Raw genomic sequence first — 22,027 nt, 5'->3', positions numbered from 1 at the left:
TCAGGAAAGCCGCCGCACGCAACATCCCCGAGCTTTGGGACGCAATCCGCGACGCGCTGCCCCGCTTCACCGCCGAGCAATGCACAAACTACTTCTGCGCCGCAGGTTACGAGCCTGAGTGATCAGATTCTGCTCTAGCCGAGAGATGATCAATGCTACGGACCGGCCCTGATCGATGAGGCGCAGGCGCTTGCCAAAGCAACCATTGCCACGGTGGAGAAGTTGACCGCTTAGTCTACCGCAGCACCGTTTACCGGCCCGAGATAACCACGACCTGCGCGGCCACTTTTGCCAAGCACTGGCGCTTATTCAGCACCCTGGTGTCTCCCGTTTCCCTCGGGCCGAAATTGCCGTTGGCAGACGACGGCTGCCAAGCCGCGCCTGCCGTCGTTCCTTAAGCAGACGACTTGGCGCGCACACCCCCTGGCAAACCCTGCGACGGAATCCGCTCGGGAACCCTTTTGCCTCTCGCAAAGTTGGGTTTTCAGATGATGGAGCGGTCGATGCCGACTTATCAAATCGAGGAAATGGAGAACGATAGCCCCGTCCGGTTGCACGTCGCCGTAGGTGTTGATGCGCGAGACGCTCTGAAGCGGATTGTCGATCGACCGGTGCTGCCGCGACAGAACCAGAGACACTGGTACCGTGTAGTCGACGAAACCAGAAAGGAGATCTACGAATTCACCTACGGTTGATGTTTCCAGAACGCTTGTGAGCCTACGCCCGCGACGCTTATTGCGAACGCTCCACTGCGACCGTTGGGGCGTCATTCACGTCACCAGCGCACTCCACTACGGCTGAATGAAGTCGTTCGGCGACGATTCCGTTCATGGCGAGGTCAATCGGACCGGGCGGACCTCCTCCTAAGCGTGAGCTCTGGCCGCGGAATGCGCTCTGTCTCTACGTCGAAGCGGAGGCTCGCTTCCAAAACCAAATCTCCGCCAGCATCGCAGTCTACGGGCCAGCCGAAAGCATGACGACCACTTCCAAGCGCCCAATTGCCGGAAATCGTCACGGGCGACCAGGACGCTTGCTGAGGCGAATTGCCAATATTGACTAGCATCTGCCTGTTGCCCCTGCTTAACTGCCAGCTTTCCGAAAGGGAGTTCCGATGACCACTGAGGGCGGCTGCTGTGCAGCCCTAATCCGGAAACTGGAGCATTTCAAAAAACTCTCCGACGAAGACAAGGAACTGCTTGCAAAGAGCGTTGCTAGGACCGTGGAGTTCGGCGCAGGCAGCGATGTCATCAGAAAAGGAGACAAGCCCGATTATGTTCATCTGCTGGTCGATGGCTGGGCAGGGCGCTACAAGCTTCTGCCGGACGGCGGACGCAACATCATGGCCTATCTTGTCCCCGGCGACCTCTGCGACGTGAACGTGGCATTGCTTGAGGAAATGGATCATTCCATCGGCGCATTGTCGGCCTGCAAGGTGGCGTTGATTCCCCTCGCAGCAATCCGCAATGTTATGGACGAGAATAGGACGCTAGCCCGTGCGCTTTGGTGGGGCACTCTGGTCGACGAAGCGGTACTGCGGGAATGGCTTGTCACGGTAGGATCCCGACCGGCACAGCAACGGGTGGGCCACTTGATCTGCGAGATGTTAATACGCACCGAAGCCGTCGGACTTGCGCGAGGCAACAGCTTTGACTTGCCGCTGACACAGCAGGAACTCGCCGACACGATGGGGATGTCCCTGGTCCACATGAACCGGACGCTCCAGGCATTACGGAGCAAAGAGCTAATTACCACAAACGGCCATATGGTCACGGTTGAGAACCTGAGGGCGCTTATCAAATTTTCCGCGTTCGATCCGCTGTATCTCCACCAGCAGGCTCACAAATTCAGAAGCTGCATGCAGGTAAAGGTCGCGTAGCGACTATTTTGACGAACCGGGATCGCAATGCATTATAGCATCCAGGATGGTGCGGTAGAGGCTGTCCACCTCCTCATCGATCTCTGCCCGCTTGATGCCGAGTGCCTTCGCGTCGGCGACCAGCTTGTGCGTCAGTTCGTCAACTGAGATCACGTCCGCATTAGCCGTCTCGGGAACATTATTCGCGATCCAACGGTCGATAAAATTGATGCCGCGAGCGCTCATCATTAAACAAGCCGCCGGCTGGTATTAGGTTCCACTCATACTACAAGGCGGGGCACGATCGGTTGGAGGCCGCCAACCGAGCATTCCGCTATCTGGTGGTCGGATTAAAGCCAGGCGGGCCTGAGAAGTTAATCGGGCGAATTATAGTCGTCGTATCGAATCCGATTGACTCGGCGTTTGTTGCCAAACTTCCGTGTCAGGCCACGCCTCGACAGCTCAGACGACAAGTTTGAGCCAGTATGGATTGCCGACCGGGCGGAAAGCAAATTTCGCCTGAGAGTTTTCCGGCATTGAGAAAGCGAGCGGATGCCCATCGGACTCAAAGCCCAGAACCGCCCCAAGCGTCCTTACAAAGAGACAGCCGCCGACATTTCAAACGGAGACACTACCGAAAGCCGCTACTTGTCGAAGCGCGCCATAGATGCTTTGCTGGCGCTTCTCGCGGGAGCGATGGGATTATGGCAAGCGCACGATACTACGTGTCGAAGGACGCAGATCGATACAAGATTCGATACGACGACAAAGACTATTCTTATGAGACGCATTCAGCGGCCATACTGGCCGCGATCAAAGCCGCAACGGCAACGGCCGAGCAAGGGCACAACGCAGAAGTTTTGGTGCAAGGCCTTGACGGCGTGTGGCGGACTGAATGGCCGCTCAGCTAGTCGGCAAAGCGCCATTTTAGGGAGAAAGAAGCGCCTTCGTGCGCAGCCTTGTCCACGCGCATATGCGTGCGGACTGTAGGATGATCGATCTGCTCCTCACCGCTCTCGCAGCGTTTGCGATTCTTATCCCACCCCACTTCATCTCCCGAAAGTAGCCCCAATACCCACGACGCGTGCTCCGACAACCACCGATATGGCGGCGGGCCTATCTTGAGAGGTTGGTCACGTCGAGATCCCGCATTTCCGCCCACTTTGAGTGGGAATTAAAACCCGTAGAGCGTCCAATCTGGCACACAAGGATTTTCCCATGACATCGACAGGTGCGTTGATCTGGTACCTGGTAATCGCCGGTCCAGGCGGTGGTATGGCCGTTCTCCCCAGCACCTTCGACAAGCGCGAACAGTGCACCGCTGCCATCGCCGAATATCAAAAGCAGCCGACGCCTGCCGGCTGGTCGCTGCAGTGCGTGCCAAGCGCCTCGCCATTCACGGAAAATGGTTCGGCCGAGTAGCCATCGCAATGGACGTCGAGGGGTTATGAACCGGCTCGTCGTGACGGACCGGTCGGACGATGCTCCTTAGGTCTCCGGCGCCTCCAATGCGTATCCGCCCAATCTGACGGTGCGGATCACGTCGTGATGCGGCGACTGCTTGATCGACCTTCTTAGCCGGCTGATGTGAACATCCACGGTGCGCGGGCCGACATAAACGTTGCTGGGCCAGGCAGCGCCGATCAGCTCTTCCCTGCTCAGCACCTTGCCTGGATTCTCAAGCATGTGACGGAGCATGTTGAACTCGATCGGCCCCAGTTGGATTTGCCGGCCGTTGCAACGCACGTCATGCGAATCGATGCGCATATTGATGTCGCCGTGGCTCAGCGACAGAGCACCCTCTAGCCGCGATCCTGAATGCCGGTCGCTGCCGAGCCGGGAGTGCAGATGATCGAGCAGCTTGGCTGGCGCCAGCGGTCTGACGAAGACCTCGTCTATTCCAGCCTTGAGCAGCGCGATGTGCTGCGCCTTGGCGTCGGGGGCGATCAACGCGATCAGGGGCAGCGCGGTGGTGCGGGCATCCTGCCTGAGCCGGCTACAGATCGCCGCCATGCGGTTGTCGGGCCTGCAATCCAGCACCGAAGCCGCAACCGGCATATCGGCGGCCAGGTCCAGCACCTCGTCAGCGTCGCTGGCCAGCGCGCCTGTGAAGCCGTCGGCGTTGAGAATGTGGCTGAGGATCAAATAGAACTCGGCATCCTCCGAGCATATGACGATCAATGGCTTCATTGCGTCGTTCGCGTTCCGGCGGGCGGCACGGCACCTCGTTCCTCCCGCGCAGGCGACGTGCCTTGCAACCAGTTTGCTGGTTTGCAGAGCATCCGCCTGCCCTCCTGGTCCGGCACCACCTGCGGGCCCACTCGATCGTCTCAGTTGATGACGGGCAGTTGCTCTGGAGAGAGCTCGCTCAAGAACTCGATCCCCTGATCACGCACAAAGATGACCTCCTCGAACTGAAAGACCGCGCCGTCGATCTCCAGCTTGGGTTCAAGATGCAAGATCATGCCGGGTCTGATGATTTCTGGATTGTCCTTTGAGATGGAAGGCGGTTCCGTGACATCGAGGCCTCCGCCATGGCCGATGCGGGAAACGAGTCCATAGGCCGGCGGCAGGCCGGCGTCGGTCCAGAGCCGTTCGAAGGCACCGAAAATGTCGCCGCATGTCATTCCGGGCCTGACGCTGCTTGCCAGCGCCGCGGTCAGGGCGCGTGTTCGCGCGTAGGCTTCGAGCTCCCAGTTTTCAGGTGCGCCGCCGCGCGCGATCCGGTTTCGATCGGCCGGATAGCCGCCGTAGGTGGAGCGAAAATCCGTCCACACATACTGGCCGGCCTGCAGGGCATTGAGGCCGGGGGGACGACCATAGTTGAACTCGCCCCTGCAGAACGTCATCGCGATCGGATCGGCCCGTTCGGCCCCGTTCATGATGATGCGGGCCTGGATCTGCCGACACAGCTCGATCTCGGTGATGCCGAGGCGCGCCTGCGAAACGGCGTCGTCGAACGCTGCGTTGACGATCGCGAAGGACACGCGCTTGAGGTCGGCCTCGAAGGGCGATTTGATCATGCGCGTCCGCCACAAGAGATCGCTCGCGCTCGCCAGCCTGTGTCCTTGCGCCCGCAAACCGTCGACGATTTCCAGCGAGCCGCGACCTGCCATGTCCTGCCCGTAGTCGACCGCGCCTCTCGCCGTGGCCGACGGGTCACGAGCGCGAACCTCGTCGACGATGGCGCGGGCGCCTTCCGCGAGGTAGCCCGAATAGTAAACGATGGCGAAGGCTCGCGGTCGCGACTCGAGGTTTCGGGATTCGATCCTGTTGGCGATGACGCGGATGTCCTGCTGGTCGATCAGCAGGAACAAGGGGCGCGAATGATAGCCCCAGGACAAGGTTCTGTAGTCGGTGAAATAGTCGACGTTCTTCTGGTCTGTGAGGACCAGGACGTCGACCCCGTCACGGTCCATCTCGCGCCGCACCGCGGCCAGCCGCCTGGCGAGCTCGCTGACCGGCACATCGGGTGATGGTGAAACTGGAAACATGGTGTCCGCTCCTGGATGTTCAGCAAGGCCCCGGCGTCAGTCGGGCGGCAGCTCCGCACCACTGTCTTAGCCCGGTGCTTGGTGATCGGTGTCGAGTTCGACCACGCAAGCCAGCCGATCGAAAGGCGATTCGGTGACCCCGAACACTGAGAAGGAGGGCTCGGTCGTGCTCAACCGGTAGAGGCGGCGAAGCGTCGGATAACCGTTGGGGATGGCGAAGGTCTGCTGGGCTTCCTGGGAGGCGAGCGCGGCGTCGATCAAAAGCTTGGTCTTGGTGAACCGGGTGCCGTGATCGCGCAGTGCATCGCTGATGAATTTCTGGCTAAACTCGTCGAGCACCCGGTCGCTCACAGGGCGAGGCAGGTAGGACGTGTCGTACATGATTGGCGTATTGTCGGCGAAGATCACCTTGCGCACGCACAGCATCGGTCCGGCCGGTGGCTCGAGCACGTCAAAGGCTGGATCCTGGATCTTCTCGCGCGTCAACGAAACCAGCCGGATGGAGGGCTTCAGGCCAAGCCGCAGGGCGTCATCGTAGGAGGTGAGCGAGAAGTCGAGATCGCGGATGAACCTTCGTTGCTCTCTTACAAAGGTGCCCAGCCCAGGCACTGAGCGCAAAATGCCGGCGGCTTGCATGTCGCGTAACGCCCGCTTGATGGTGATGGCGCTGACGCCGAAGTCCTCGGCAAGGTTGGCGGCGGACGGCAGGGCTTGGCCAGTCGTGTACTCCGCAGCGCGCACGCGGCGCGTAATTTCCTGGCGTACGCTTTCATGCAGAGCAGTCCCGATCTGTGCGGCCATCATAACCTCGTATCAGGTATACCAGGCATACCTAGCGCATCGACTGGGCGATGTCCATCCCATGCGCATGATGGTCAATACCCCCGGTTTAACAATTTCCCAACATTCGTTTCACAAGATCTTGACATACTAGGTATACCTGGTTTATCGACTCTCTAAAAGCGAGGATGCCGCATGCTCAGAAAGCTTGGACTGCTCAAGACGATGGCCACCGCTGCGGCCATCTGTGCCATCATGGTTGCGGGCGCGGCCCCGTTGCGGGCCGAAGCGACAGTCGAGCGGGTCTTGCGGCAAGGCAAGATCGTGATCGGCATCTCCAATGGCGCGCCCTGGGGATTTCGCGGCGCGAATGGCGAACCCGAGGGCTTCCATCCGGACCTGATCAGGGCTGCCTTCAGGAGCCTCGGAGTCAACGAGGTGGAGCTGGTGGTCACCGAGTTCGGCGCCTTGATACCCGGCCTGACGGCGCAGCGTTTCGACGCCATTGCCGCCGGCCTCTACATTACCCCGGAGCGGTGCCAACTCGTCGCCTTCAGCGATCCCGACCTGAAGCTGGCCGACGCTGCCCTGGTCGCCAAGGGCAACCCGAAGGCCATCCACAGTTACGCGCAGATCGCCGCCGACCCCAAGATCAAGTTCGGCGTCGGGCGGGGCAGCACGACGGCCAAGAACGCAGCCGCCGCCGGCGTCCCGGGCGCCAGCATGCTGCTGTTCCCCGACATCCAGTCGAACGTCTCGGCTTTGCTCACCGGCAGGATCGACGTCGCCGCCTTTTCGGCGCCGACGGTGGCGCGCATCCTGTCCGACGCCAATGTCGAGGGCATCGAACGCGCATTGCCGTTCCAGGGCGTGCAAGAGAACGGGGGGGAGCGCTACGGCTATTCGGCGATTGCCTTCCGCAAGGATGATGTCGAGCTCCGCGACATGTACAATTCCCGTCTCAAGATCCTCAAGAGCGACGGCACGCTGGCACGGATCATGAGCAAGAACGGCTTCAGCAATGAGGAAGCCGCGCCGGACCTGACCAGCGAGCAAATCTGCGCCGGGCAGGGCTGAGCGACACTTGGATCGGCAAGCCGCGATGAACCGGGCGCAGGCGGACGGCGGCAAGGGCCGGCCGCCAACGGACTCGAGGCTGAGGGCGCGCGGGTGGGCTAGCGACAGGATGTTTCAGACGTGACCATTGTCGAGATATTCGTTGGAATCTTCGCCGGCTTCCGCATCACGGCGACGGTCACGGCATTGGGCTTGCTGTTTGCCGTGCCCTTCGCCCTGATTTTCGGGGTCGCGCAATACCTGACCAGAGGCATCGTGCGCATCGCGGTCAGTGCCATCATAGAATTCTGGCGCAGTTCCGCGGTGATCATCCTGCTGTTCGTCTTCTACTACGTCCTGCCGATCATCGGCGTTCAACTGTCGGCCATCGCGGTCAGCGCCATGGTGCTGGGGCTGAACGCCGGGGGCTATGGCAGCCAGGCCGTCAGGGCGGGCCTCCAGTCCCTCGATCGCGGACAGTTCGAAGCAGCGGCCGCGCTTGGCTTGCGACGAGCGCACATCCTGGCGCTGGTCGAGCTGCCGCAGGCCCTGACCAGGATGGCCCCGACCTTCATAAATCAGCTCATCCAGCTGATTAAGGGGACGGCTCTGGTTTCGCTCGTTACCCTTACCGACATGACCTTTCGGGCGAAGGAGATCGCCGAGCTCGAATACAACCCCGTCGGCGTCTACACGTCGCTTCTGCTGGCCTACTTCGTGGTCTGCTATCCCGTCGCCCTGGTTGGCCGATGGGTCGAGCATCGCACGGGCGCCGGAACGAGGTTGACCAATGAATTTTAGTCTCGAATTCGCCGTCGCGACCGTTCCAGCGATCCTGAGCGTCATCGGCACCACGATCGGCGTGGCGCTGGCGAGCTGCGTGGGCGCATCGGCGCTTGGCTTCTGCTTCGAGATCACGAGGCGCGCGGCGTCCGTGACAGGCTATCTGATGCGCTTTGTGATCGACTTCATCCGCTCCACGCCAGTCCTGGCATGGCTCTATTTCCTCTACTTCGTCCTGCCGCACTATGGCGTCGCGCTGCCTGCGCTGCTTGTCGGCATACTGGGGCTGAGCATCTATTTCAGCGGATACCTGGCCGAGGTCTTCAAGGCCGGCATCGAGGCCATCCCGCAAGGGCAGTCCGAAGCGGCCAAGGCGTTGGGACTGCGGCGGGCCGACATCGTGTTGTTCATCCTGGCCCCGCAGATGCTGCGCAACGTCGCCGCCCCGATCGGCAACCATTTCGTCTCGATCCTGAAGGCCACGCCCTACCTCGCGGTGATCGCCGTGCCGGAGATGCTGGGCAAGGCGTTCGACATCGCCTCCGACACCTATCGCTATGCCGAGCCGCTGACCGTCGTCGGGCTCATCTTCCTCGTCCTGGCGCTTACGATCGCAGGGCTGGTGAAGCTGGTCGAGCGCAAGCTGACCGAAGCAGGACGATGAACGAGGCAAGACGATGAACGAGGCAAGACGTTGAACGAGGCTCACCGCTCCATGAAGCAGGCCGTTTCGGCAGCCACGGCCATCGGCCCCGAGGGCGAAGCGTCCGGCGCCGGCCGGCCGGCCGCGCTGGAAACCATCGCGCTTAACAAATGGTTCGGCGGCTTCCATGCCCTGAAAAACATCGACCTTGCCGCCGCGCAGGGCGCCCGCATCGTGATTTGCGGCCCGTCGGGATCGGGCAAGTCGACGCTGATCCGGTGCATGAACGGGCTGGAAACGTTCCAGCACGGGGCCATTCGCGTCGGCGGCATCGATCTGACGCAGGACCGCAGACAGTTGCTGCGAGTGCGGCGCCGGATCGGCATGGTGTTTCAGCAGTTCAACCTGTTTCCACATCTGACGGTCATCGCCAACTGCACGCTGGGCTTGCGACGCGTGTTCGGCAAATCGAGGCGCGACGCGGCCGAGCGTGCGCTTCACTATCTCGAGCGGGTGAGGGTCGCCGACCAGGCGGACAAATATCCAGCCGAGCTGTCGGGCGGCCAGCAGCAGCGCGTCGCGATCGCGCGCGCACTGTGCATGAAGCCAAGGATCATGCTCTTCGACGAGCCGACCTCCTCGCTCGATCCCGAGATGGTCAACGAGGTGCTCGACGTCATGATCGAGCTCGCCAGGCACGGCATGACGATGCTTTGCGTCACCCACGAAATGGGCTTTGCGCGCGAGGTCGCCGACCAAATGGTCTTCATGGATGAAGGAACCATCGTCGAGACGGCACCGCCCGCCACCTTCTTCGCCGCGCCGCGCCAGGAGCGGACGCGGCGCTTTCTCGACACGATGCTGCGCTGAAATGGATGGGATGGAACATGGCCGGTAACACCCGCATCTGGACGCCGATCGACTACGAGGCCGACGGCAAGCAATCGGACTGCCTGCGGCTGCCGCATTCGACCGACCTGTCGGCCTATGGGTGGATTCCGATACCGCTGGTCTGCATCAAGCACGGCAGCGGTCCGACGGCGCTGCTGATCGCAGGCAATCACGGCGACGAATATGAGGGCCAGATCGCGCTTTGCAACCTGGCGCGGAGGATCCGGCCCGATCAGGTTTCGGGGCGGCTCATCATCATGCCGGCCCTCAACTTTCCCGCTGTCGCCGCCGGCCGACGCGTCTCGCCGCTCGACGAGGGCAACCTCAATCGCTCGTTTCCCGGCGCCGCCGCCGGCTCGCCGACCGAAATGATCGCCCATTATGTGTGCGAGGTGTTGATGCCGATGGCCGATCTGGTCGTCGATCTCCACTCCGGCGGACGTTCGCTCGACTATGTGGCGAGCGCGCTGGTGCGGCCTGGCCGAAGCGCCGAGGAGCACGAACAACTGCTCAGCCTGCTGCGCCTGTTCGGAGCCCCGATCAGCTTCATCAGTGACGGGACCGGCGGCGGCGGTTCGACCACGCTCGCGGCGGCCGCGCAGGAGCAGGGCGCGCTCACCCTGACGACGGAACTCGGCGGCGGCGCGAGACTGTCCAAAGCGGGTCTGGCGCTCGCCGAAGCCGGATTGAAGCGCCTGCTGAAGGACCAGCGGATCCTGCCCGACATCGAGATCGACCCGCCTTCACCGACACGGTTCATGACGGTCAGGGGCCACAGCGCGTTCGTCTACGCGCGCGATCGCGGCGTCTTCGAGCCGGCCGCCGAGATCGGCGACGAGGTCGTCGCCGGTCAGCTCGCCGGACGCATCCACTTTCCGGACCTGCCGACGCGCGAGCCGGAAAGCCTGGTCTTCGAGACCGCCGGGCTGGTCGCCTGCCGCAGGGCGCCATCACTCACCGATCGCGGCGATTGCCTGTTCAAGCTGATGGCCGACACCGACGTCGGGCCGGATCGGAGCTCGCATGCCTAGGCCGCGGCTCAACCCGCGCCTGGCCGGAATGCGCTGTATCCGCTGCCAGACCCTCTTCGCTATCGCCGATTATTTCGAAGGCTGTCCGAAGTGCCTGCGCGACGGCATGCCGGCGAGCCTGGCGGTCGAATATCGAGAGCTGCCCGGCACGCTGGAGTGCATCGCCGACTGGCTGGTCTACCCCGACTGCCCGAGCCTGGGCGAGGGCGACACGCCTCTGGTGCCGATGGCGGCGCTTGCCGAGGAGCTTGGCGTACGCGCGCTTCATCTCAAAAACGAAGGCGCCAATCCAACCGGATCGCACAAGGACCGTATGAGCCGGCTGGTCGTCCAGCGCGCGTTGCAGATCGGCGCCCCGACGGTTGCCGCGGCATCGAGCGGCAATGCCGGGGTTTCGCTCGCCGCCTACGCGGCGCGGGCCGGCCTGAACTGCGTGATCGTCACCACGCCTGAGATGAACCCGAACTGGCGCCGTGCGATCGACATGCATGGGGCGACCTTGCTGGCGGCAACGACAGCGGAGCGCCGCTGGCAGGTGCTCGCCGATCGGGTCGGCGCCGGCGAATGGTACCCCGCCACCAACTTCATCGTGCCGGCGGTGGGCAGCAATCCCTTCGGTGTGGATGGCTACCGTTCGTTTGCCCTCGAGCTTTGCCTGCAGCTCGCCGGCTGCACCGATATTGTCGTCCCGACATCGCGAGCCGATCTGCTTTGGGGCATTGCGCGCGGCTATCGCGACCTGGAGAGGGCAGGGCTCGTTGGCGAACGGCCTCGCCTCCACGCCGTCGAACCGTTCGGGCGCATCTCACGGGTGCTTGCGGGCGCAGATTATCGCAGCCATTTCGACGGTCGCTCGGCCCTGACCTCGATCGGCGGCTCGACCGTGGCTTACCAGGCGCTCGAGGCGATCGCGTCCTGCGGCGGATCGGCGGTGGTCGTGAATGACGCCACAGTCTGGAGCGACCAGAAGCGTCTGGCGCGCAGCGGCCTTTATCTGGAACTGTCGAGCGCGGCGGCCTTGTCGGGGCTGCGAAAGCTCGTCCTGCAGGGCACGATCGGCCCAGATGCCAGCGTCGTGCTCGCCGCCACCTCGAACGGGCTTTCGGAATACCGAACCTTCCCGGATCCGATTGCTTCGATCGCGTAGCGATCCGCTGCCGCGTCATCATCATGGCACCCCGGAACGACTGCTGAGTCCGGCAGCGCCAAAACAAAAACGGCGCACAAAGCGGAGGCGGGGAAATGTCCGGCATTCGGACAATGCCATTTCCCCGCCGCAGCCGGTTCGCCACCTCGACACTGGTTAATGGGGTGCCGAAGGAGCGTCAGCATAGCGACGCCGAGGGCGGGACGCGGGACCGCCACCCCCGGGGAGAGGTTCCATAGCGGTCGGCTCGTTGCTCTCCGGCCGCCCGTGGCGGCCGGAGAGCAACTTGGTCAGGCAGCAGAAATCAGCAAGGCGGGGTCCGACCTTCACCCACCCGTCCCCGCTCAATTCGGTTGGGCACTGGCGATCCGGTCGACTGCCAGGCATGCAAGCAGCGGCGTAAGCTCTCCCTGCTTGAGCAAGGCGAGGGAGCCGATGAGCTGTTCGAGCTTAGCCGGCGAAAGCGTATCTCGGCCGAGGTCATGCAGCTTTTCCTCGACGGCTGATCGGTCCATGGGGTTGCTTGCATCGCCCAACGGGCGCGGCACATTCGCGGACCATTCGCGTCCGTCGGCGACCATCGTCACCCGCGCCGGCGTTGCCTGCGGGAAAATGCCGGCGAATTCGTCGGGGTAGTCGATCTCGACCTTCGCGGCGAGCGCGACCACGTCCGCATCGCAAAGCGAAGCGGGGCGCAAGGGCCGGAAAGCCTCCGCGCCGCGCAGTGCGGCCAGCGCCGCGGCGAAGGGCACCGAGAACTGCCCGCCCTCCAGCGACTTCGGCGCGATTTCGTTGGGCAGTTTGCGCGCTTCGGGAAAAATCTCGACCACGAGGCGCTCGATCGGCGCACCGAGACCCCGCTCCTTGACCAGAGCGAGCACCGCGTCGATGACGGGATGGGTGTAGCGGCAGGCGGCGTAGGGTTTGAGGTAGGTCTCGGCGATCAACCAGCGGCTGCCGAGCCCGGCGGTGATGGCCACGACGTCGTAGGCATGGGCACGGTCGAGCATGTCGACAGAGCCGGTCATGCCGACGCCGGCCCGTTCGACCGCAAACATCGCCGTGACCGTCGACCAGGGGCTGCTGCCTTTGACGGAACTTGCCTGGCAATCACCTTGCGGCAGATTTTGCGGCGCTTCCGCGCCGGCTATGGCGATCGCGTGCGCGAGCTGGTCGGCCTTCATTCCGCGCAGCCATCCGGTTGCGGCCGCCACACCGAAACCGGTCCATTGGCCGCTGGCAAAGCTCATCGTGTCGCTGAAGCGGCGCGCGGCCGCGATGCGCAGTGCGACGTCGTAGCCAAGCGCAGTGGCGGTGAGCACCTCATGGCCGGTGCTGCCAAGGCGCGCCGCCTCCATCAGCACCGCAGGCACGATGGCCGCGCCGGGATGGCCGGCGGCAAGACAATGGCCGTCATCGACGTCGAGAGAGCTCGCCGCGGCGCAATTGGCAAACAGAGCGGCCATCGGATGCAGCCCGGCCTCTGCGAACCAGGCATTGGCGGGGCCCGGCCCGAAGCATGTCCGCGCCGCGGCGCGCGAAAGCCGCGCATTCTCGGTTCCCACGCCGCCGAGCAATGCTGCCAGCGTATCGAGAATGGCGCGCTCGGTCGTCTCGACCACCGCAGCTGAGAGATTCCGGTAGCTGGCACTGCAGACGAATTCGGCCAATTGTTGCGAGATAAACTGCATCATTCTCTCCTTGCTGATATACCTAGTATACCATCAAGGAGGAATTGCAAAGGCGCGCGCTAACATCCATCAATCACCTCGCCGGAAACGCGTGCGGCAAGAATGTTCTGATCACCGATCGGACCACGGAAGATGACGCCGGTGTCGGTGAAGCCCGCCCGCAGATAGACCGACCGCGCCACCGCGTTGCGAACATTGACTGCAAGCATCAGCTTTCCTGCGCCGGGTCGCTGCCGCCGAACCCAGGCAATCGCCAGACCGGCCCCGGCGCGCCCGTACCCCCGGCCCTGGGCGGTGCGGCCAATGCGGAAGCTGTGCAAGGTGACGACACCTGGCGGCGCCCATTGCGGCACTGCCTGCTTTTCGCGCAGGACGAAGAAGCCGACGGTCTCGCTGGCCGCGACGATGGCAAAGGGATGTTCGAACTCCGGATGCGGGCTGTTCCGCAGCTCGTCGAAGACGACGTCGACCAAACCGGCGAACTGTTCCTGTTCGGGATCGAGCAGCAGCCTCTCGACGGCGGCCCGATCCGACAGGCCGACGCGCCGCAGGCTGATGCCGTCCTGGCGGAAAGCGCTCAGGAGCGATCCCGATTGCGCTGTCTCGCCGGGTTTCGGTTGCTTCGTCATAGCTTGACCCTTTCTCAAATAGTCGGCTCCGCGGAAGGGGACCGGGTCGGATTGGTCGCCACGGTAAAGTCGTTGCTCAGTCTGACCGGCGCCGCAGCAGCCAGACAATGCCGCAGCTTGCGCAGGCAAACAGGCCGGCAAAGCCGAGGAAGACATGGCGGGCAGGAACACCCTGAAGGAGGCCTGGCAGCAGGTAGATCGTGACGGCCACCATGGCGATTGCGGCGTCGACGTTGCTGCGCACGCGACCGACCACGCGGTTTGGCGCGGCCTTCAGGATCATCACATCGCTGCCGGCGCGGATCATCATGAAGGACAGGCCGATGAAACCCTGCCAAAGCAAAGCCTCGGCAAAGCTTCGCGAGGTCGAGAATGCGGCGGTAGCAGCAGCGAGCAGCACGCTGCCGGCGCCGATGAGAAGTGTTTCGCTCGCCGTCACCCACAGCCAGGCGAGGGCGAGACTTCCGACGAGGCCGCCGCCCGAATACATCGCGGCCAGCCAGCCGTAGAGACTGGAGGCAAGCTTCAGCTCGTAGCGGGCGAAGCCGGCGAGAAGCGCGTTGGAGGTATGTGCCGATGCGTAGGCGAGCAGCAGGGCAAGTCCGGCCAACCGCAGCCGAGGGGTGGTGACGATCGCGCGCAAGCCGGTGATCAGGTCCGCCGCGTGGAAACCGCGACGCGGCGGGATCGCCTCCTCGTCATCGACGAAGCGCGCGAATCCGGCGGCCGCAAAGGATGAGGCCGCGCAGACGGTCAGACCGCCGGTCACGCCCAGAAGGCCGAGGCAGAGCCCGGCGCTTGCCGCGCCGACAATGTTGCCGATCTGGCTGGAGAAAATTCCAACCGACACGCTGCGCATCAGGGCCTGTGCGCCGGCCAGCTGGATCAGCGCCTGGCTGCTTGGATAGGAGAGCAGCGAGCCGACGGAGATGAAGCAGGCGGTGGCGTAGAGGAGGATGATCGGCGTCTGTTCCGGGGACCAGCTCCAGGCGACGACCGCAAGCAGGCCGACACCCGCGCCATGGATCATCTCGCCCGTCAGGAACATCCTGCGCCGACGGGATCGGTCGATCAGTGGCCCAACAAACGGCCCGACGGCGAGCGCCAGCAGCTGCCAGCAGATCAGCACCCTGCCCACCGAAGCGATATCGCCGGTGATCTGCAGCGCAAACCAGGAGACCAGGACGATGTACATGCTGCGCGCGCACTGCATTGTGAGAAGCATGGCGCAGATCGGCAAGATGGAGCAGGTCCGCGACGACTCGCCTGGATCGGAACGTCTTGCCACCTGATTGCGCAATGTCATGCCCGCGGCTCCCGCATCGTCTGGCCGGCCGGCCTATTCGCTGCTGACGCCGACCGGCACCCGACCCGTCCCATTTTGCGGCCACCCGGCAGCAGGGTCCGTCCGGCAGCAGGCGCGCTAGCCTGCCGCCTGGCCGTGGCCGGCGCCCGCCGTCGCCAGCACCGCATCCAGCGTCCGGCGCTTCCAGGCAAAGCGCGACCATGAGGCCATCGGTTGCGTCGGCGCCGCGACAGTGACGGGATTGGCCGGGAAGGGGCCAGGCCATCCGGCAATCGTCTCCAGCCATTGCTGGTCGTAGACGGTTTCGACATAGCGGTGCCCCTCGTCGGGAAACAGCACGACCACGGTCTTGCCGGGGTTGTTGCGCGACCACCATTCGGCAACCCTGTAGGCGGCGCCGCTCGTCGGTCCCATGAAAAGCCCGTGGCTGCGATGAAGCTGATGGGTGGCGTGAAAGACCTCGGCCGGCGTGAGCCAGTGGACCTCGTCGAACTGGCTGTGATCGACATTGCCCGGAAGGATGTTGCCGCCAAGGCCACTGAGATCGAGCTTGCTGCTCGGCTGGCCAAACAGCACGCTGTTTGGCGTATCGACGCCGATCGCATGGAGATCGGGAAACAGCGCGCGCAGGTAACGCGACGTCCCGCTCATCGAGCCACCCGACCCGACCGGTCCGACCAGACAGTCGATGAGACCGACCCTGTCGACCAGCTGTTCAGCCACTTTGCCGTAGGAGAGGGGGTTGTCGGGGTTGTGGTACTGCGAGGGCCAGTAGGAGCCGGGAATGTCTCGCAGATAGACATCCAGGCGATCGAGCCGGGACTGCTGCAGGCCGCCGATGGGCGCCGGCCTGTCGACGATGGCCACCTCGGCGCCGAGCTCGATGAGGCGCCGGCGAAGATGGCGATCGAGCGCCCAGTCGCTGACCAGGATCAGCCTGTAGCCGTACTGGGCGGCCAGCATGGCGAGCGCAAGGCCAAAGGTTCCAGACGAGGATTCGCAGATGGTCGCGCCAGGTCTGAGATGCCCCTGCTCGGCCGCACGCTCGAGCATGAAGCGCGCCGGCAGCAGCTTCATGAGGAAGAAGCTGGCGGCGAAGAAATCTGCGCCAAGCGGGACGAGGCGTGGCCCCTCGAAATCCTGCAGCTTGCGCATCAGCGTGTGGATCGACATCGAGCTCCTCCCTTGTCGGCTGTGTCAGTGGAGGAAGATTGCCGGCTCGAAACCGGAGCCGCGCAGCGCTTTCGCCGCACCCTCGATTTTGCGCGATGCGTCGGGATCGAGCGCATCGAACATCAGCCCGACGACGGTGCCGCTATGGGCGACCTGGACACCGACGGCGTCGAACCGACGGCCGATCGTTTCGATTTCCGCCAGCCCCGGCTTTGGCAGGTAGCGCTCGTTGATGCGCGCGCTGGCGCTCGCGATCCTGCCCAGCATGCGCGTATCGGCCTTCGTGATGGCGGCCCGCAGCAGACTGCGCAGCGGCCGGAAGCTCTCGATCTCGCGCGTGTCGTAGCGCGCCGGCCGGTATGCAAGCGTGTCGACGATCACCTCGGGCGTGGTGTCGATGCTGATCAGGTCGAACGGTGGCAGCGGCCGGCGGAACGCCTCCAGCACGATGCCGTCACGATGGGCAAAAAGCACGGCCTGTTGTTTGAACAGGGTTGAATCGCAGGCCGTTTCCGCTTTCACGGCGATCCGCATCACCTCGTCGGAGGCCGCCTCGGTCTCCAGCCAATCAAGCACCGCCTGGATGCTCGCCAGCACGTCGGCCGTGGAGGATCCCATGCCTCGCCCCACAGGAATGTTGCTGTCTATGACAAGGTCGCCGCCGGTGCCCGACTGACCGAAGCTTGCCAGGGTCAATTCTGCGGCGCGTCTGGCCTTGGCGCACGAGGCCGGCACGACGCGCAGCTGGTCGCCGCCATTGGCGCGGAACGTGGCCCTGGACCGCAGCTGCCGGCACGGCAGCGAAACCAGCGCCCGCCGCAGCCGCGGCCCATCGTCCTCGAACACGCCCTGAACCAGCTCGCCATGGTGGCCAATGGCCACGCCACATCCTGCCCTGTCCAGCATGAGCATTCCTCCCGGTAAACAACTTATCAGTTAAAGCTTATCCAATTCCGACAGATGCTTTCATGTCCGCCAGACACAGGCAACGGCAAACATAAAAATCTTATATTGTACAGAAATTGCACTTCGATTATTCTGACATTAAATGGTGTTATACATGGATGAACAGAGAGGCCCCAAACGAGGAGAAGCTCTCGGGAGCCCCAACCCGCGACGGTCGCAACGAACTGGCAGAATTGATCAGGACGGCTTGCGCGCCAGCGCATAGCCTGCGAGCCGGACGGTGCGGATGGCAGCACCCTGCGAGCACCGGCTGAGCAGTTTGCGCAGCTGACTGATGTGGACGTCAACGGTCCGGGCGCTGACGCTGCGACTGCTGTTCCAGGCAACGCCGATCAGTTCGTCGCGGCTGAGCACCTTTTCCGGGTTCTCCAGCATGTGGCGCAACAACTTGAACTCGATCGGCCCGAGCGCGACCTCCTTGCCGGCGCAGCGAACGCGATGCGTGTCGAGCCGCATTTCGACATCGGCGTAGGCGAGCGGCCTGTCATTGCGCGAGAGTGGCCCCGTCTGTTCAATGGCGAGCCTCGAGCGCAGCTGCTGAAGGAGCTTCGCCGGCGCGAAGGGCCGGACGAAGCAGTCGTCGACGCCGGAGCGCAACAGCTGGATGTGCTGCGCCTGCGCCGCCGCGTGGACCAGCGCCATCAAGGGCAGGGCGGCCACCACGGTGTCCTGCTTCAGCCGGGCGCTCTGAGCCGCCAGCTGGTTGTCGAGCCGGCAATCCAGCAGCACCGCCCGGACCGGCTTATCACGGGCCAGCGACAGCACATCCTCGATCGAGGAAGCCAAGGCGCAGGCGAACCCGTCGACCTGGAGGATGTGGCTTAAGAGCAGATAGAAGTCCGCATCCTGCGAGCAGACCGCGATCAGTGGCTTCATACGGGCAGCTCAGTTCCGGCTGCGGTCCAGGGCGGTAGCGCGCGTCGAACTCGCCGCGCGAAAATCCAGAATGGCAGATCAGATCGGCGATGACAACAAAGCGGGCGGAATGTTTTCCCGCGCCAGCCAAGTATCACCGCGGACTCTTGCGCCGGCTTTTCTGACAGTCCATATGAGGCGAGCAGCATTGTCGTTTGAATGTGTTTGACCCGGCATGCGCCGGACAGCGTTTTACCCATGCCGAAGGTTGCTATTAACAAGCGCCTCGGCGCGTTTCACCGCCACCACCTTGAACCGACCAGGATGAAGAGCAGCATCGATCATTTGCCGGAGCACAAGCAGGAGGAGCTCGCCCGCGTGGTCGAGATCCTGCATGCCGAATTCGAGGACGCGCTGGCCGAAAGCAGTGCCGAGTGGAAGAAGAGCGGCCGCATCCTGAAGATCATCCTGTTCGGCTCCTATGCCCGCGGCGACTGGGTCGACGAGCCGCTGACCATGAAGGGCTACCGCAGCGATTTCGATCTGCTGGTGATCGTCAACAACAACAAGCTGTCCGACTTCGCGTATTGGTACAAGGCCAAGGACAGACTGGAGCGCGACCGCGCCATCAAGACGCCGACCAGCTTCATCGTGCACAGCCGCCGCTTCGTGAACACGGCGCTGCGCCAGGGGCAGTACTTCTTCACCGATATCCGCCGCGAGGGTATTGTCCTCTACGAACTAGACGAAGAGCCGCTGGCTGAACCTAAGTCTTTGAAGCCGGGCGAGAGGTACCTCGCAGCCAAGGATCATTTCGATAAGCGCTTCCTATTCGCCCGATATCAACTGAAGCTCTTTAATATTGCTCTTATGGACCGCGAACTGAGCAACTCGGCATTTCAGCTACATCAGGCGATTGAACACACTTATGCGTCGTTTCTGCTAGTTGCTATCAACTACAGTCCACCGTCCCATAAGCTCACGTTCTTGCGAGCGTTGGCTGAGGACCTCGATCGACGACTATTCGAGGCCTGGCCCCGCGAGCAGCAGCGGCATCGCGCTTGGTTCAACGCGCTGAACGAGGCTTATGTGAAGGCTCGCTACTCCCACTATTATGAGATAAGCGAAGAGGCGCTTTCCTGGCTGGGTGAACGCGCTTCGAGGTTACAAACGTGTGCCGAGCTTATTTGCCGCGAGCACCTAGATCGGATGAGGGGAAACGTCGGGCAGTAAGGGCTCGGTCCCTGGCCATCTGATTTCACGCCGCTGTGCGTTGGAGCGGGTGCCCCGCCCTTGCCAAGGTTTGGGGTCGAGCGTTCGAATCGCTTCACCCGCTCCAATTTCCTCAGGCGAAATCAAGCAATTAAGAGGCGCCCTTCCGGGCGCCTTTTGCTTACAGGAGCTTTTCGAGCGGTATGTAAGCTCTTTGTAAGCTCCCGCAGGCCAAATGGCGAAGGGCTTGAAGCCCCACCAACGTGACGGCCGTCGCGGCTGCCAGGTGTAGCCCTGAGGCGGCGGGTGTTGATGTTGCCGGCTTCCTGACGCAAAAACTAGGGAATGACCGTCCGAAAAAAACAGCCGTCTTCAACTGCCGCCGATTGTTGCAGGCGAATGGCGCGGTGAGGTCGTCGGCTCAGCCAACGTCAATTTTGGCCAGGTCGTGCAGCCAGGCCCGCCCCGTCAATCAGTCGAGTTCACCTATGTCATACTGCCCGCCTTGCTCGTCAGGCCGAATGCAGCATTCAGATGGCCCGGCGTCGTCATGATAATGGCACCAACTCCGATGAAGACGGAGCATCCAGACGCGGGTGCTGTTTTTGAAGCCGATCAGCTGGCGTCGCTGAGCCTTTCCCTTGACGTCACCAGGGCGCAATTTTCAGACATGCTGCCGCGCTTTGAGGCAAAACGATTCAAGGATTTTTACTTCACGGTAGAGGAAAAGGAGGTAGGCAATAGATGGCCGGTGCGAAGCTGGGGCATGGCAACCGCCCTGCTTTAAATACCTGTTGACGAACTCGCGGCTTGCTTCGAAACCCCTGCAACCACTTATCAGGCGGTCTTCGTCGGTCGCGTTGATGTCGCTATTCGCGTCGAACTCCGCCAATTCCTCCCCCAATGCGGCAATTACGCCTGCCACGCGACCACGCACCCGTGGAGGAAGCAGCATCAGTCCCGCCATCAGACGCCGGCCCTCCGCGCTGGCGATAAATTTGATACGCTCGTCAACCGGGAGAGGCGTGGCGTCACGGCTGATCTCGTTGCCAGGCAGGCCTTCGAAGAAGCGACTGACGGGAACGTCCAACGACCTGCCGATCTCGCAGAGCATGGAGGCGCTCACGCGGTTCCTGGCGTTCTCGTATTTCTGGAATTGCTGGACGCTGATGCCTATGGATCGCGCAAGTTGAGCTTGCGAGACGTCCGACTGGAGGCGCACGATCGCGATCTGCCTGCCAACATGCTGATCTGCAGGATGCGGGCTACCATCGGTGTCAGGCTTTGGCGATGCTCGGATGACGCGAGTGCGTGTTGAATCCGCCAATGCTTTTCGCAATTGCATCATCACTTCCTTATAGAAATTCGGGCGCAGCGGGCTCCACTCGCAAGACCTCCAAACTTCGGAATTGGTAGCGGAGATGCGAAGTATCGAGCGGCCGTCAGCTTGGCTTTAGCTAGCCACCGATCCGACCAACATCCCTCAGGACAGATCGGATTTGTGGCCAAGGAAACTCGGCTTGCTGACGTGAAGCGGAGCGCCAGGACGCTGTTGCATCGCGTGGCAGCCTGAAGCAAGCGGCCCGGCACCTTTTGGCGAGGGGCCAGAACGTGCCGGGCCTAACCGGCGAGGGGGGGTACTCGGGGGACATCCGCCGGCTGCTGATATCATATGCGTCCCCGCTAACAGATGAAACGTGCGAACGAATGGGCATGCCCCAGGTAAGTCGCTAAGCAACTTGCGGTATTGTGCGGCATGGCCGTTTTAAGTCGGCTTGTCGACGAGCGGCCTCTTGCGCTTCGGCGGCACGTAGGCCGTCACCAACTAACCGTATCGGCATCGACTGTGACGGGCACACCGAGATTTATCGTCACCTTGCCCTCATCAACGCGGACGACATCGCCTATGAGCTCGATCGGCTGGCCTCGGCTGACCTTCGACGTTCGATCCACGATCGAATGCGGCTGGTTAGGACGGGATTGAGACGCTTACCCGATCCTCAGTCACGCGCCGCCTCACGGTCGCGGTGATGGCGACCTCGTCGCCAACGTTAATGCTGCCCTTCGCCATTCAAAGGATTCTGGCGCGGCCGGCGCCTTCGTCAAGCGGCTGCTAATATTGCTCGATATTGGCGGACTGCAGACAGGCACGCTATATTCAGGTCGTGAGCAAAGGCTGGACTTTTCAATCGTTGATAGACGGTCGCATGACGGTGAGAGCGCATTGCGACACACCTCCGTGTCACCACAGCCAGGTTCTCGACCTGGTGAAGCTCCGCGATCGTTTTGGGCCAGACGCGCCGGCAATGGAATGGGATCTAAAGCCAAAGCTTCGGTGTGCCCGATGCGGCGGGAGGACGGTCGGGCTGATCTATACGCCCGACACTCGCCCAACGGGCGAAGGGCTCCTAAATCCTGCCACGCGCGACGGCCAGTTTGGACGCGCGCGCAAGGATTTCACGGGACCTCTCTGTCAGCCGGCGGTTCTGCTCGATGAGTTCCTGAGTTTCTTTGA

20 protein-coding genes and 1 pseudogene are annotated in these 22,027 nt (G+C 62.8%); 10 read left to right on the top strand and 11 right to left on the bottom strand.

Annotation, left to right across the window (positions count from 1 at the left end; all coding sequences use genetic code 11):
- Both FJ958_RS32345 and FJ958_RS30160 read left to right on the top strand, forming a co-directional pair.
- Positions 1-122 (top strand): annotated as a pseudogene (locus FJ958_RS32345) (IS630 family transposase); the annotation flags it as partial.
- A gap of 989 nt (positions 123-1,111) precedes the next feature.
- Positions 1,112-1,876 (top strand): Crp/Fnr family transcriptional regulator, encoded by a 765-nt coding sequence (locus tag FJ958_RS30160; RefSeq protein ID WP_140749362.1) that lies wholly within the window; start codon positions 1,112-1,114, stop codon positions 1,874-1,876.
- Positions 1,877-1,879: 3 nt separating this feature from the next.
- Here FJ958_RS30160 and FJ958_RS30155 read toward each other — a convergent pair whose 3' ends face one another.
- On the bottom strand, positions 1,880-2,101 hold the full coding sequence (locus FJ958_RS30155) for a DUF768 domain-containing protein (RefSeq protein WP_140749359.1): 222 nt from the start codon (positions 2,099-2,101) through the stop codon (positions 1,880-1,882).
- Positions 2,102-3,073: 972 nt separating this feature from the next.
- Here FJ958_RS30155 and FJ958_RS30150 point away from each other — a divergent pair.
- Complete coding sequence (locus FJ958_RS30150; RefSeq protein WP_140749356.1) at positions 3,074-3,277, top strand: hypothetical protein; 204 nt, start codon at positions 3,074-3,076, stop codon at positions 3,275-3,277.
- Positions 3,278-3,343: 66 nt separating this feature from the next.
- Here FJ958_RS30150 and FJ958_RS30145 read toward each other — a convergent pair whose 3' ends face one another.
- The 3 genes from FJ958_RS30145 to FJ958_RS30135 all read right to left on the bottom strand — a co-directional run bounded on the left by FJ958_RS30145 (position 3,344) and on the right by FJ958_RS30135 (position 6,150).
- The gene (locus FJ958_RS30145; protein ID WP_140749353.1) at positions 3,344-4,045 is read right to left on the bottom strand and encodes a response regulator transcription factor; all 702 of its coding nucleotides are present in this window, start codon (positions 4,043-4,045) and stop codon (positions 3,344-3,346) included.
- Between the two features lie 140 nt (positions 4,046-4,185).
- Positions 4,186-5,349: a M24 family metallopeptidase gene (locus FJ958_RS30140; RefSeq protein WP_140749350.1), complete on the bottom strand. Its 1,164-nt coding sequence runs from the start codon at positions 5,347-5,349 to the stop codon at positions 4,186-4,188.
- A gap of 66 nt (positions 5,350-5,415) precedes the next feature.
- A complete protein-coding gene (locus FJ958_RS30135; RefSeq protein ID WP_210243498.1) occupies positions 5,416-6,150 on the bottom strand; it encodes a GntR family transcriptional regulator in 735 nt (244 codons plus the stop codon).
- Positions 6,151-6,324: 174 nt separating this feature from the next.
- Here FJ958_RS30135 and ehuB point away from each other — a divergent pair, with 174 nt between their 5' ends.
- The 6 genes from ehuB (at position 6,325) to FJ958_RS30105 (ending at position 11,680) form a co-directional block, all read left to right on the top strand.
- Complete coding sequence (gene ehuB / locus FJ958_RS30130) at positions 6,325-7,206, top strand: ectoine/hydroxyectoine ABC transporter substrate-binding protein EhuB (protein WP_140749344.1); 882 nt, start codon at positions 6,325-6,327, stop codon at positions 7,204-7,206.
- A gap of 120 nt (positions 7,207-7,326) precedes the next feature.
- The gene (locus FJ958_RS30125; RefSeq protein ID WP_140749341.1) at positions 7,327-7,986 is read left to right on the top strand and encodes an amino acid ABC transporter permease; all 660 of its coding nucleotides are present in this window, start codon (positions 7,327-7,329) and stop codon (positions 7,984-7,986) included.
- Positions 7,976-8,632, top strand: a complete 657-nt coding sequence (locus tag FJ958_RS30120) for an amino acid ABC transporter permease (RefSeq protein ID WP_140749338.1) — start codon at positions 7,976-7,978, stop codon at positions 8,630-8,632. The genes FJ958_RS30125 and FJ958_RS30120 overlap by 11 nt, the downstream gene beginning before the upstream one ends.
- A gap of 51 nt (positions 8,633-8,683) precedes the next feature.
- A complete protein-coding gene (locus FJ958_RS30115; protein WP_140749335.1) occupies positions 8,684-9,481 on the top strand; it encodes an amino acid ABC transporter ATP-binding protein in 798 nt (265 codons plus the stop codon).
- A gap of 17 nt (positions 9,482-9,498) precedes the next feature.
- On the top strand, positions 9,499-10,533 hold the full coding sequence (locus FJ958_RS30110; RefSeq protein WP_140749332.1) for a succinylglutamate desuccinylase/aspartoacylase family protein: 1,035 nt from the start codon (positions 9,499-9,501) through the stop codon (positions 10,531-10,533).
- Positions 10,526-11,680 carry a pyridoxal-phosphate dependent enzyme gene (locus FJ958_RS30105; protein ID WP_140749329.1) on the top strand — a complete coding sequence of 385 codons (1,155 nt, stop codon included), beginning with the start codon at positions 10,526-10,528 and terminating at the stop codon, positions 11,678-11,680. Before FJ958_RS30110 ends, FJ958_RS30105 begins: the two co-directional genes overlap by 8 nt.
- Positions 11,681-12,024: 344 nt before the next feature.
- Here the strand turns inward: FJ958_RS30105 and FJ958_RS30100 are convergent, their stop codons facing one another.
- The 6 genes from FJ958_RS30100 to FJ958_RS30075 all read right to left on the bottom strand — a co-directional run bounded on the left by FJ958_RS30100 (position 12,025) and on the right by FJ958_RS30075 (position 18,321).
- A complete protein-coding gene (locus FJ958_RS30100) occupies positions 12,025-13,374 on the bottom strand; it encodes an MmgE/PrpD family protein (protein ID WP_140749326.1) in 1,350 nt (449 codons plus the stop codon).
- Between the two features lie 56 nt (positions 13,375-13,430).
- Positions 13,431-14,000, bottom strand: a complete 570-nt coding sequence (locus tag FJ958_RS30095; RefSeq protein WP_181176577.1) for a GNAT family N-acetyltransferase — start codon at positions 13,998-14,000, stop codon at positions 13,431-13,433.
- A gap of 76 nt (positions 14,001-14,076) precedes the next feature.
- Positions 14,077-15,195: an MFS transporter gene (locus FJ958_RS30090; protein WP_181176576.1), complete on the bottom strand. Its 1,119-nt coding sequence runs from the start codon at positions 15,193-15,195 to the stop codon at positions 14,077-14,079.
- 228 nt (positions 15,196-15,423) lie between these two features.
- Positions 15,424-16,479 carry a pyridoxal-phosphate dependent enzyme gene (locus FJ958_RS30085; protein WP_140749317.1) on the bottom strand — a complete coding sequence of 352 codons (1,056 nt, stop codon included), beginning with the start codon at positions 16,477-16,479 and terminating at the stop codon, positions 15,424-15,426.
- A gap of 24 nt (positions 16,480-16,503) precedes the next feature.
- Entirely contained in the window at positions 16,504-17,385 is an 882-nt protein-coding gene (locus FJ958_RS30080) for a GHMP kinase (protein ID WP_140749314.1), read from the bottom strand.
- 237 nt (positions 17,386-17,622) lie between these two features.
- A complete protein-coding gene (locus tag FJ958_RS30075; protein WP_140749311.1) occupies positions 17,623-18,321 on the bottom strand; it encodes a response regulator transcription factor in 699 nt (232 codons plus the stop codon).
- A gap of 303 nt (positions 18,322-18,624) precedes the next feature.
- On the opposite strand from FJ958_RS30075, the gene FJ958_RS30070 reads away from it, so the two are divergent.
- A complete protein-coding gene (locus FJ958_RS30070; RefSeq protein WP_140749368.1) occupies positions 18,625-19,533 on the top strand; it encodes a nucleotidyltransferase and HEPN domain-containing protein in 909 nt (302 codons plus the stop codon).
- A gap of 643 nt (positions 19,534-20,176) precedes the next feature.
- On the opposite strand, the gene FJ958_RS30060 is transcribed toward FJ958_RS30070, so the two are convergent.
- Entirely contained in the window at positions 20,177-20,857 is a 681-nt protein-coding gene (locus tag FJ958_RS30060; RefSeq protein WP_181176575.1) for a helix-turn-helix transcriptional regulator, read from the bottom strand.
- Positions 20,858-22,027 lie beyond the last annotated feature (1,170 nt).

The sequence above is a fragment of the Mesorhizobium sp. B2-3-5 genome, from assembly GCF_006442395.1.
In the GTDB taxonomy this organism is placed as follows: Bacteria; Pseudomonadota; Alphaproteobacteria; order Rhizobiales; family Rhizobiaceae; genus Mesorhizobium.
Note: the sequence above shows the minus strand (reverse complement) of the source record. Positions and strands in the feature narration are given on the sequence as shown.